This window comes from Colwellia sp. E2M01, from assembly GCF_018860585.1.
Lineage (GTDB): Bacteria > Pseudomonadota > Gammaproteobacteria > Enterobacterales > Alteromonadaceae > Colwellia.
This window is the reverse complement of the sequence record NZ_JAHKPR010000085.1, coordinates 16,116-27,368: the sequence shown is the minus strand read 5'-3', so window position 1 is coordinate 27,368 and position 11,253 is coordinate 16,116. Positions and strand designations below refer to the sequence as shown.

The following is an 11,253-nucleotide window of genomic DNA, read 5'->3' as shown; positions in this document are numbered from 1 at the left end:
TAATCAAATTGGTATAACTAACTGCGTATCAAACATTCGCCTCCCACGCATGATTTATCATCCAATCATGATCCATCTATATAAACACGATAGCAAAATTTACTTATAAAAAGCCAAAATACTAATATCCACACGATTGCTAGTGTTGTTATATAACTGAAAAACACGGATAATAGCCTTTTAATATTCCACATAACTTAATGACCTTAAAAGTAAATGACTGATTATCTGTTACTACTCGTTGGCACTGTACTTGTAAACAACTTTGTTTTAGTACAATTTCTCGGACTTTGCCCTTTCATGGGCGTTTCTTCTCGCACTGAAACTGCCATAGGTATGTCATTTGCCACTGTTTTTGTAATGACTTTAGCGTCATTACTTAGTTATTTAGTAACAACATATCTACTTGTACCTTTAAATCTTGAGTACTTAACCACCATGAGTTTTATTTTGGTTATTGCTGTTGTTGTGCAATTTACTGAAATGGTTGTTCATAAAACTAGTGCTAGCCTCTATCGATTATTAGGTATTTTTCTACCGTTAATTACCACCAACTGCGCAGTATTAGGTGTTGCCCTACTCAACTTAAGGTTAGATCATGGCTTTTTTGAATCTATTATTTATGGTTTTGGTGCGGCGCTTGGTTTTTCATTAGTATTGATCATGTTTTCAGCTATGCGCGAAAAATTAGCCAATGCTGATGTGCCAACACCTTTTAAAGGAACTGCCATTGCAATGATCACAGCAGGTTTAATGTCATTAGCATTTCTTGGCTTTACCGGTTTGGTGAAATTATAACATGAACATTCTTCTCGCTATTTTAGTCTTAGGCGGCATTGCAGCTGTATTTGGCGCTTTACTTGGCTATGCCTCAATTCGCTTTAAAGTTGATGGTGACCCTATTGTTGAACAACTTGACGCCCTACTTCCGCAAACACAATGTGGACAATGTGGATATCCAGGTTGTAAACCTTATGCGCAAGCTGTCGCAGATGGTGAAGCCATTAATAAGTGTGCTCCTGGTGGTGAAGACACGATTAAAAAAATAGCTGATTTAATGGGCGTTGAAGTTCAACCACTCGATGAAAGTCATGTCAAAGGTGATACTGCAGAAAGTAATCGTCCTAAAGTTGCTTTTATTATTGAAGAGGACTGTATTGGTTGTACTAAGTGTATTCAGGCCTGCCCTGTTGATGCCATTATCGGTGCCGCAAAACAAATGCACACCATTATTATTGATGAATGTACAGGTTGTGATTTATGCGTAGCTCCTTGCCCTGTTGATTGTATTGAAATGCGAGAAATACCCGAGACCATTCATAATTGGCAATGGGATTTGAAGACTATTCCTGTCAAGCAAGTGAATTAGGAGAATATGATGGAATCAGTAATAGAGCGCATTTCTCGCGGCCAGTTTTGGGATTTTCACGGTGGTATTCATCCACCAGAGCAAAAAACGCTTACTTCAACTAAGCCTATTAAGCAACTAGCGCTACCAAAACAATTAATCATCCCATTACAACAGCATATTGGTCTTGAAGGCGATATATTGGTTAGTATTGGTGAACATGTTTTAAAGGGACAGCCGTTAACCGCTAGTACTAATCCTATGGAGGTGCCAATTCACGCACCTACCAGTGGCACTATAAGTGCAATTAAAATGTCGGTTATTGCTCATCCTTCAGGTTTAGAACAATTATGCATATTTCTTGATGTTGATGGTTTAGATACTTGGCGTAAACGCAATGTATGCCCAGACTTATCACTGTTAACTAATCATCAGATCATCGAAAAAATTGCAGACTCAGGTATTGCAGGTATGGGCGGCGCAGGCTTCCCTACTCATATAAAAGCCAGCAGTAAACCAGATATTAATTTTTTAATTATCAATGGCGCTGAGTGTGAGCCATATATTACCTCTGATGATTTATTGATGATGGAACAGAGTATTGCCATCGTTGATGGTATAGAAATACTCGACAGGCTATTATCACCTGCTTTTATCTTAATCGGCATAGAAGACAATAAACCTAAAGCAATTAGAGCTTTACAACAAGCAACGAAAGACAATGAAAAAATAAAGATCTGTGTTGTACCAACTAAATACCCAATTGGTGGTGAAAAGCAGCTAATTCACACCTTAACAGGCAAAGAAGTACCTGCCGGTCAATTACCTATTCATAGTGGTATTGTCATGCACAATGTTGCAACCTGCTTTGCCATTAATGAAGCAGTCAGACATGACACGCCTTTAATTCGTCGTGTAGTAACCGTTACTGGCCAAGCATTAAACAAACCACAAAATGTATGGGCATTACTGGGGACGCCAATTAATTTTTTACTTGAGCAATGTGAGCTTGAAGTAATAGAGAACGTAAAGCAGCCTGTAATTATGGGCGGTCCTATGATGGGCTTTAGTGTCAGCAGTGAAATGGTTCCTATTGTAAAAATTAGTAATTGTATATTAGTGCCTAGCAAAAAAGAAATGCCTAGCGCATTTGAAAAAGAAAGCCAGGAAGTTGAGTGCATTCGTTGTGGTCAATGTAGTGATGTTTGCCCAAGTAATTTACTGCCACAAGAATTACAGTGGAGCGCAAAAGCCAAAGATCACCCGCAATTACAAAAGCTTAATTTAAGTGACTGTATTGAATGTGGCGCTTGTGCTTATGTTTGCCCAAGCCAAATTCCATTAGTACATTATTATCGTGTTGCTAAAGCAGAAATTAGAGAAAAACACCAACTCGACTTAAAAGCCGAAAGAGCTAAAGTTCGCTTTGAAGCTCGAAAGTTGCGCTTAGAAAAAGAAAAACTTGCACGACAAGAAAAAAACAAAAAAGCCGCTGCGGCCCGTAAAGCCGCAATGAATAAAGCGACACCTGAAGCAACAGGTGCTAAATCTGCTGTTGCTGCAGCATTAGCCCGTGTTAAAGCTAAAAAAGCTGCACAAGAAAACCCCGAGTCGGCAAAAACAGTAGACTCTGCTGAAGCATCTACGACTGAAGTAGCCAAGGATCAAAAGTCACAAGTTGCCGCAGCAATTGCACGCGCAAAAGCGAAAAAACAGCAAAAAGAAGCTGCATCTGAGCAGCCTAAGACAAGTGTTTCTGAAAAGCCTGATAATATTACGCCAACAGCTCAGGCAACAGATCAAAAGTCAAAAGTTGCTGCCGCTATCGCTCGCGCTAAGGCTAAAAAACAGCAGAAAGAAACAGCAAGTCAGTCTCCTGCTTCTGAAAATGGTGAAAAAACGAACGCAGAAGTTAAAGTAGCTCAAGAAACTAAAAAAGAAACTGTAAGCAAGACAGAGCAAAAATCAGAAGTCACTCCATCTAACTCAAGCATAAAAGAAGATGCGCAAACAGATGACATTACTTCAGTTCAAACACAAAATAATCCTGACACAAGCACAGCAGCAAGTCAGCCAAATGCTGTAGATAAAAAAGCTAAAATAGCTGCCGCAATTGCTAAAGCAAAAGCCAAGAAAAAACTTAAAGAAACAAATGCTGCTGCAGAAACAAGCACTGATAAAGATAACGGTTAATGATGTTACCAATTAAATTAATTAAACTAATTAAAAGCCTTACTAAACAAGTAAGCGTAACTAAAAACAATACATTGAATAACCCGTTTAACCACCTAACGAGTCGATATAACTAATGGCATTTTGGATAGCAAGTTCTCCGCATAACCATAACCACACCAAAACCCCTAATTTAATGCGCTTGGTTATTTTAGCAACGTTACCAGGCGTTTTAGCTCAATGGTATTTTTTTGGTTGGGGTAATTTAATTCATATTGGTTTAGCCATGGCTACAGCACTGATCTGTGAATTTATTGTCTTATCACTGCGCAAAAAGCCTATTGCCCACCAACTGCTCGATGGCAGTGGTTTATTAACCGCGTTATTGTTAGGTATTTGTTTACCCGCATTAGCGCCTTGGTGGATATCTGTTGTCGGTACAGCCTTTGCCATTATAATTGTTAAACAGCTTTATGGTGGTTTAGGCCATAATCCATTTAACCCTGCGATGGCCGGTTATGTAATGTTGTTAGTATCTTTTCCTATACAAATGACACTTTGGCAACCACCGCTTAGTTTATTAGCTATTGATTTAACTTTTTCTAATACCTTAACAACAATATTCACTGGCTTTACCGTTGAAGGTTATTCAGTCGAGCAAGTACGTTCCAGTATTGATGGCATCACCATGGCCACTCCATTGGATACACTAAAAACCAATATAAGCCAAGGTTTTACCGTAATAGAAAGTATTAAAAACCCAGTATTTGGCGATAATTTTTCTTTAGGTTGGGAATGGATCAACGCAGGTTTTTTATTGGGCGGATTATTTTTATTAGCCAAAAAAGCGATTGCTTGGCAAACCCCTATAAGCTTTTTATTAAGCATCTTTGTTTGTTCTTTTATCGGTTATAGTTTCGCCCCTGATGCTAACCCTTCCACTATGTTTCATTGGTTTACTGGAGCAACCATGTTGGGCGCTTTCTTTATTTTAACCGATCCTGTAACCGGCGCTACCAGCAATAAAGGACGTCTTGTGGTAGGTGCTTTAGCAGGTTTGTTAATATATTTAATTCGTACTTTTGGTGGTTACCCTGACGGCGTTGCTTTCGCTATCTTACTTTGTAATATGTCAGCTCCATTAATAGACCAATACACACGTCCTCGCACGTATGGTCATGAAAAGGGAGAATAGCAATGACCAATAAACATAATACACAGTCAAACGATGATGCTGATGACGCTAAAACCAATGCTGAGGCAATTAATAACACAGAAACGCCAAGTAACAGTGACTCTGTAACCGTAGATAAAGAAAAAACTATTCGTTCACCGTTAACAATAGCTATATCACAAAACACTATGATTTTGGCTTTATTTGCTATTGCCTGTACATTAACAGTAAGCCTAGTTAGTGAGCTGACTAAAGATCGTATTAAAGTACAAGAGCAACAACAATTACTAAATACTTTGCATTCTATCATTGAGCCTAGCCGCTATGATAACGACATAGCTAATGATTGTGTTTTGATTACTTCTCCGCAATTAGGTACAGATAAGGTTAATACCGCTTATATTGCCCGTAAATCAGGAAACGTAGTTGCTGTAGCTATTACAAGTACCGCCCCTCAGGGATATAGTGGCAATATTGACTTCATCATGGCGATTAACAATGACGGTAGTGTTAATGGTGTGCGGGTACTTAAACATCAAGAAACACCAGGTTTAGGGGATAAAATAGAAGTTAGAAAGAGTGATTGGATCAATAGCTTCACGGGTAAAACTTTACGCTCTGAAGACGATAATCGTTGGGCTGTAGCAAAAGATAGTGGCATATTCGATCAATTTACTGGTGCTACTATCACCCCTCGTGCAGTTGTAAGCGGTGTCAAAAACACCCTAAATTACTTTAATAAAAATAAAGCAATGTTATTAACCTCTGCCAATGATTGTACTAGCGATGTTAATAATGACGTTAATAGTGATGAAATTAATCGCGATACAGTTAGTCACAATACAAAAACTGATGCAAACTTTTCAGCAGTACAGCAAAAAGCATCATTACCTACAACGGCAATAAGTGAGGCTGCTAATGAGTAATAACATAGCACCACAAGATACTGACAATCTAGCAGCAAGTAACGAAGCGAACACTAATACCGCACTAGAGAGTGAGCAAAATGCAGAGCGCAAAGCTGCAGCGAAAGCAGCATTAAAAGCCGAGTATAAAGAGCTAGCAATTCAAGGGTTATGGAAAAACAACCCTGGCTTAGTTCAACTACTTGGTTTATGCCCGCTACTTGCCGTAACTTCAACAGTAACCAATGCGTTAGGCCTTGGTTTAGCAACATTACTGGTACTTATCTGTTCAAATATTACTGTATCAGCGATACGCCATTGGGTACCTAAAGATATTAGAATTCCTATTTTTGTTTTGATCATCGCTGCTTTTGTTACCTGTGTGCAATTACTGATGAATGCCTTTAGCTATGGTATTTATCAATCATTAGGTATTTTCTTACCGCTGATTGTGACTAACTGTGCCATTATCGGCAGAGCCGAAGCCTATGCTTCTAAAAACCCGGTAAAAAAAGCCGCTTTTGATGGTTTAATGATGGGACTTGGATTTGCGCTAATTTTAATACTATTAGGGGTTATACGAGAAATACTCGGACAAGGAACACTGTTTGATGGTGCTGAATTACTTCTAGGTGATTGGGCAACAAGCTTGACGATTCAAGTAATGCAACTTGACACACAATTTTTATTAGCCATATTACCTCCAGGTGCTTTTATCGCAATGGGTTTTTTAATTGCCCTAAAAAATGCCATTGATAATTATATTAAAGGCAGACACGTTGAAAAAAATGACAAAGTAATTGAACGTGTTCGCGTGAATTTCGATTCTTAATGGCTCAATACCTTGTCAATTTGATAATAAAAAATTTAACAATATAAGTATTAAGATCCTGAGTATAAAATGAATAAAAACAAGCGTATAGAAATACTAACACGACTTCGTGATGAGAACCCAGAGCCAACCACTGAGCTAAATTTTTCTACGCCGTTTGAACTCCTTATTGCTGTGTTACTTTCTGCTCAAGCAACTGATGTGGGTGTTAACAAAGCAACCGATAAACTTTACCCTGTAGCCAATACCCCTCAAGCTATTTTAGATCTTGGCCTTGATGGATTAAAAAGTTACATAAAAACCATTGGTTTATTTAATACTAAAGCGGTTAATACTTTAAAAACTTGTCAAATGTTAGTGGACTTACATGGCGGCGAAGTCCCTGAAAACAGAGCTGCACTTGAAGCTTTACCTGGCGTAGGCCGTAAAACTGCTAATGTGGTATTAAATACCGCTTTTGGTTGGTTAAAAGATAATGAAGGTAAATACTTTTTAGCGGTAGACACTCACATATATCGATTGGCCAATAGAACCAAATATGCTCCTGGTAAAACCGTTGAACAAGTAGAAGCTAATATTATAAAGCTCACACCAAACAAAACAGAATTTATGTTCAACTTACACCACTGGTTCATCTTACATGGTCGCTATACATGTACTGCTAAAAAACCTAAATGTGGCTCGTGTATCATCGAAGATTTATGTGAATATCGCGATAAAGAAGAATGCTAAAATATCGATTCAATAAATATAAGCTGATGTTTGCATAAGCATTTTCTATGTAAGCCGCATACTGTTATGATATTGCCATTATTTATTACCTCTAAGCTCACATGGCCCTTAAAGCAACTATCTACAAAGCTAATATCGAACTTGCCGATATGGATCGTAATTATTACGAAAGCTTGCAACTAACCGTTGCACAACATCCGTCAGAAACTCCACAGCGACTAATGGTTCGTATCCTCGCTTATATTCTTAATGCTCACGAAGATTTACAGTTTGGCAAAGGCTTAAGTGATGAAAATGAAGCTGCTATTTGGCAAATCAATTACAGCGATGAAATTGCCTTATGGATTGAACTTGGGCAATTAGATGAAAAGCGTCTTAAAAAAGCATCTAACCAAGCAAAAGCAGTTAAATTATATTGTTATGGTAGTAGCGCCAACACATGGTGGTCACAAGCTGAGCAAAGTTTGAAGAAATTTGATAAGTTAACCGTTGAGCAGTTTGATCAAAGTACCTGTGACGCCTTAGTTAATTTGCTCAGCCGTAATATGGAGTTTCAATGTAGCATTCAAGATGGACAATTGTGGTTAACATCTGGTGATGAAACATTGTTGATTGAAACACTCAAATTGCAATAAGATAAATTAAACTACAACAACGTCTGATATCAAAGGCTAATTATGACTAATCAAAAATTAAAACCAGTAACCTTTGCAACTCAGTTAACATGTTTATCGTTAGCCAGTTTATTATTAACAAGCTGCTCCCATCTAAACTCATACGTTGAGAATAGCCAAGCTAGTGCATCAGCAACGCTAGACAACACAATTACCTTAACGCAAGTAACTAACGATGTAGCATATCTATCTAGCGACGCATTAAAAGGACGAGATAACTTTTCTCCCGAGATTCACCTTGCTGCGGACTATATTGCCAAGCGATTCAACGATATTGGTTTAACGCCTGCAACAAACGCCCCTAACTTTAAACAGCAATACACTGTTCAACAGATCAAACCGCAAAACCTTAAGGTAACCATCAATGGTCAAGCTATTGATACAGACTTAGTAACGATGGCAACAACCTTGGCTGATGTTAATTGGGACACCAATTCATTGTTAAGCAAGTCAAATCAAAAAAACGCTTCTGTAAATATTAAACTCATCGGCGAAAATGACAATATGCGTAAGGCGTTAACAAACCTAAACACGCAAGGTGGCCAACATTTGGTGTTACTGCACCCTAAGCATAAAAATAGCTTTAAACGTTACCAGAGCTACTTTGCTAGAGGTCTAACAACACTTAAAAGTGAAGCTAAAGAAAAACAAGGTGGTGTTATCGTTATTGCCTTAACAGATATTAGCAAGATCAAACAATTAAGTGTACAAGGCAAAGCAAAAGTTACTGATACCCTGCTCAATAATATTGTTGGTATTTTGCCAGGTAAAAGTAAACCTAACGAAGTAGTACTTTATTCGGCGCATTATGATCATTTAGGCGTTAAAAAAAGCACGAATAACAATAAGCCGACTAACGCTAACGATATACAAGCAACAACTGCTATTTTTAATGGTGCGGATGATGATGCTTCAGGGGTTTCAGCCATTATCAACCTAGCAAACTACTTTGCTAAAATGGATAACAATGAAAGAACTTTAATGTTTACTGCATTTAGCGCTGAAGAAATAGGCGGTTTTGGCTCTAGGTACTTTTCACATCACATAGATGAAAATTCAATTACCGCTATGATCAATATAGAAATGATTGGCAAGCCCTCGATGTTTGGTGAAGGCTCTGTTTGGATGACAGGCATGGAGCGCTCAAATCTAGGAGAGCAATTAAACCAAGCCTTAGCATCTAACCATTTAAAGATTTATGCTGATCCTTACCCTACTGAAAACTTATTTTATCGTTCAGACAATGCCACCCTAGCCCGTTTAGGTGTTCCTGCACATAGCTTTAGTAGCACGCAATTAGATAAAGATCAGCATTACCATAAAGTTACAGATGATATAAACAGCTTAAATTTACCGTCAATGTTAACTGTAATAAAAACGCTTGCGCTTGCCACAACACCTTTAGTCGAAGGAACAATGACACCGCTACGAATTGATGCAAACAAAGTTACCCGTAAAGGGATGATTTACTACTAATAACTAGGTACTAGCAGTTAAGCCTGTGGGACTGCATAAGACTTAGTGTCAGTTTATATGACTAGATAAATAGTTAAGCGGCTATCACTTCTAACGGGCAACGTAATTGAAATTCAAATTTGTTTTTATTTTCAACTTGAAAACCATGGCGCAAATACAAACCTCGCGCTGGGTTTTTTAATAAAACGTTTAAAGTAATTGGTAAGTGTAATTGTAAAGCACGCTTTTTAACGACGGTAAGTACTTTACTACCAATGCCCTTCCCTTGATACTTCGGCATAATTTGTAACTGCCTAATATGCAAACTTTTGTGAGTATTGTTAAGCGCTACGACTCCCATTTTTAATAAACCAATAGGTTTACGATCGACCAATATAATATGGCTTTCATAAAAGTGTTCTTTAATACGTGCTAAATGCTGCTCATCCGTCATTCGAATATTGGCCGCAAGTAAATGTTGTGTCATGGTTTTTCTACGTAGCGAAAGTAAAAATTCAATATCATCATTTTTTACTTTTCTAAAACCAATAGTAAACTTCATTCGTATTTTCCTGTATTCACTTTTCCAATGAGTAAGAGCAACAACGGTTCTTAAATAAATGGAAATAGTTTAGGGTCTGTTGAACTTTCAGGGTTAAAATTCATTCAATTTTAAACGGGTTTAATCGCGCTAACCTATTTTATACGAAGTAAATTGTTTAATACAAAATCTTTATTATATTCGTATTTGACCATTATAAACCTTTTAACACATTGAACTGTCAATAGTATTCAAGTAATCTCTTTAGATTACATATATCAATAATTTGCCGCATAAATTCATAGGCAAGCTTTTACCACTCATTCCATTACAAGGTCTTCTATGCTTTTTTTGATCGTCAAAATTTTAATGTTAGCACTTGCCTATAAATTATATTTAGTAAAGAAGGAGCCTTACTTTTCAGCACTGCTGTTTAGTATTCCTTTAGCACTTTTCGGTTTATTTATGGGGCATAGTTTAATGGGCGTTTTTGTAGGTAGTGCCATATTATTTGCTTTAGCTTTTATTTGTTTTTTATTGATGACTAAATTACCTAGAGGTATGCCAGAATACGCTGTTTTAGCTGTTACCGCAGCAATTGTGATTTTTGCTATATAACTGAGCGATATAACTGAGCTGTAAAGCTGAATTGTATCACTGAAAAATATATAGCTAACAATATATAACTAAAATGTAGCGCTTAGCTATTAAGTAAAACGCTACCAACAACAAGATTGCATTTTAAAGAGGTTATTTCATGAATTTTACTACTGTACAACTAGGGTTAACCGTTTTAGCTATTATGGTAGTTATTGGCGCTATTAGTTACTATTTAGGGCTACGTAAAACCCAAACCCCTGTCAAAGCTTCTGCTTTAGGTTTTGTATTTTCTGTCATTCCCGTGTTAGGCATTATTTACGTACTTTATTTAGCCTCAAAAGAAGATATTATTAAAGAATAATAACGTGTGAGGTTTAGATAGTGCGTATTCTTATTGGTTTTGTCTTTCTTTTTTTTAGCGCCCTCGTTACCGGTGAAAATGTTGATGGCAAGAACATTAATGACGAGGCTATTCGCCCATTTACCTCAGATGGTTGTAGCCTTTTCCCCAACGGTACTCCCAAACAAAGTGAGCTGTGGTTAACGTGTTGTACCGCTCATGACTACGCCTATTGGCAAGGTGGAACATATCAGCAAAAAGTAAACGCTGATGAGTCACTTAAACAATGTGTTGCTGAAGTTGGGCAACCCAAAATAGCTAATTTAATGTTAGCAGGAGTTATTGTTGGCGGCAGCCCATATTTACCAACGCCATTTAGATGGGGCTACGGTTGGTCATACTTACGGGGTTACAAAGCTTTGACCGAAAATGAATTAAAGCAGATAAGACTTTTACAATAAGACTTTTAATCAAAATAGT

The 11,253-nt window shown here is 37.5% G+C and carries 12 protein-coding genes and 1 pseudogene; 12 read left to right on the top strand and 1 reads right to left on the bottom strand.

Translation table 11 applies throughout. The annotated features are described in order from the left end of the window. Positions 1–216: 216 nt before the first annotated feature. The 9 genes and pseudogenes from rsxA to KO502_RS16280 all read left to right on the top strand — a co-directional run bounded on the left by rsxA (position 217) and on the right by KO502_RS16280 (position 9,313). Entirely contained in the window at positions 217–798 is a 582-nt protein-coding gene (gene rsxA / locus KO502_RS16320) for an electron transport complex subunit RsxA (protein WP_216023640.1), read from the top strand. 1 nt (position 799) lies between these two features. Beyond that, positions 800–1,369, top strand: coding sequence for an electron transport complex subunit RsxB (rsxB, locus tag KO502_RS16315; protein WP_216023639.1), 570 nt, complete (start codon positions 800–802; stop codon positions 1,367–1,369). 9 nt (positions 1,370–1,378) lie between these two features. Next, complete coding sequence (rsxC, locus tag KO502_RS16310) at positions 1,379–3,541, top strand: electron transport complex subunit RsxC (RefSeq protein WP_252730818.1); 2,163 nt, start codon at positions 1,379–1,381, stop codon at positions 3,539–3,541. 115 nt (positions 3,542–3,656) lie between these two features. Further along, positions 3,657–4,715 (top strand): electron transport complex subunit RsxD, encoded by a 1,059-nt coding sequence (rsxD, locus tag KO502_RS16305; protein WP_216023637.1) that lies wholly within the window; start codon positions 3,657–3,659, stop codon positions 4,713–4,715. Between the two features lie 128 nt (positions 4,716–4,843). After that, positions 4,844–5,494 (top strand): annotated as a pseudogene (rsxG, locus tag KO502_RS16300) (electron transport complex subunit RsxG); the annotation flags it as partial. A gap of 118 nt (positions 5,495–5,612) precedes the next feature. Further along, positions 5,613–6,431 (top strand): electron transport complex subunit E, encoded by an 819-nt coding sequence (locus tag KO502_RS16295; protein ID WP_216023636.1) that lies wholly within the window; start codon positions 5,613–5,615, stop codon positions 6,429–6,431. Between the two features lie 69 nt (positions 6,432–6,500). Beyond that, positions 6,501–7,163, top strand: coding sequence for an endonuclease III (gene nth, locus KO502_RS16290; RefSeq protein ID WP_216023635.1), 663 nt, complete (start codon positions 6,501–6,503; stop codon positions 7,161–7,163). 101 nt (positions 7,164–7,264) lie between these two features. Next, on the top strand, positions 7,265–7,798 hold the full coding sequence (locus tag KO502_RS16285; RefSeq protein ID WP_216023634.1) for a YaeQ family protein: 534 nt from the start codon (positions 7,265–7,267) through the stop codon (positions 7,796–7,798). 42 nt (positions 7,799–7,840) lie between these two features. Next, a complete protein-coding gene (locus tag KO502_RS16280) occupies positions 7,841–9,313 on the top strand; it encodes a M28 family peptidase (protein ID WP_216023633.1) in 1,473 nt (490 codons plus the stop codon). A 73-nt stretch (positions 9,314–9,386) separates the two neighbouring features. Here the strand turns inward: KO502_RS16280 and KO502_RS16275 are convergent, their stop codons facing one another. Then, on the bottom strand, positions 9,387–9,854 hold the full coding sequence (locus KO502_RS16275) for a GNAT family N-acetyltransferase (RefSeq protein WP_216023632.1): 468 nt from the start codon (positions 9,852–9,854) through the stop codon (positions 9,387–9,389). A 321-nt stretch (positions 9,855–10,175) separates the two neighbouring features. Here KO502_RS16275 and KO502_RS16270 point away from each other — a divergent pair, with 321 nt between their 5' ends. The 3 genes from KO502_RS16270 to KO502_RS16260 all read left to right on the top strand — a co-directional run bounded on the left by KO502_RS16270 (position 10,176) and on the right by KO502_RS16260 (position 11,234). Beyond that, the gene (locus tag KO502_RS16270; RefSeq protein ID WP_216023631.1) at positions 10,176–10,451 is read left to right on the top strand and encodes a hypothetical protein; all 276 of its coding nucleotides are present in this window, start codon (positions 10,176–10,178) and stop codon (positions 10,449–10,451) included. Positions 10,452–10,590: 139 nt separating this feature from the next. Next, entirely contained in the window at positions 10,591–10,794 is a 204-nt protein-coding gene (locus tag KO502_RS16265) for a hypothetical protein (protein ID WP_216023630.1), read from the top strand. A 95-nt stretch (positions 10,795–10,889) separates the two neighbouring features. Then, entirely contained in the window at positions 10,890–11,234 is a 345-nt protein-coding gene (locus tag KO502_RS16260; protein WP_216023641.1) for a hypothetical protein, read from the top strand. Positions 11,235–11,253 lie beyond the last annotated feature (19 nt).

Coding starts and splice junctions, on each gene's coding strand:
- rsxA (WP_216023640.1), top strand. CDS start 217: ATGACTGATTATCTGTTACTACTCGTTGGCACTGTACTTGTAAACAAC.
- rsxB (WP_216023639.1), top strand. CDS start 800: ATGAACATTCTTCTCGCTATTTTAGTCTTAGGCGGCATTGCAGCTGTA.
- rsxC (WP_252730818.1), top strand. CDS start 1,379: ATGGAATCAGTAATAGAGCGCATTTCTCGCGGCCAGTTTTGGGATTTT.
- rsxD (WP_216023637.1), top strand. CDS start 3,657: ATGGCATTTTGGATAGCAAGTTCTCCGCATAACCATAACCACACCAAA.
- KO502_RS16295 (WP_216023636.1), top strand. CDS start 5,613: ATGAGTAATAACATAGCACCACAAGATACTGACAATCTAGCAGCAAGT.
- nth (WP_216023635.1), top strand. CDS start 6,501: ATGAATAAAAACAAGCGTATAGAAATACTAACACGACTTCGTGATGAG.
- KO502_RS16285 (WP_216023634.1), top strand. CDS start 7,265: ATGGCCCTTAAAGCAACTATCTACAAAGCTAATATCGAACTTGCCGAT.
- KO502_RS16280 (WP_216023633.1), top strand. CDS start 7,841: ATGACTAATCAAAAATTAAAACCAGTAACCTTTGCAACTCAGTTAACA.
- KO502_RS16275 (WP_216023632.1), bottom strand. CDS start 9,854: ATGAAGTTTACTATTGGTTTTAGAAAAGTAAAAAATGATGATATTGAA.
- KO502_RS16270 (WP_216023631.1), top strand. CDS start 10,176: ATGCTTTTTTTGATCGTCAAAATTTTAATGTTAGCACTTGCCTATAAA.
- KO502_RS16265 (WP_216023630.1), top strand. CDS start 10,591: ATGAATTTTACTACTGTACAACTAGGGTTAACCGTTTTAGCTATTATG.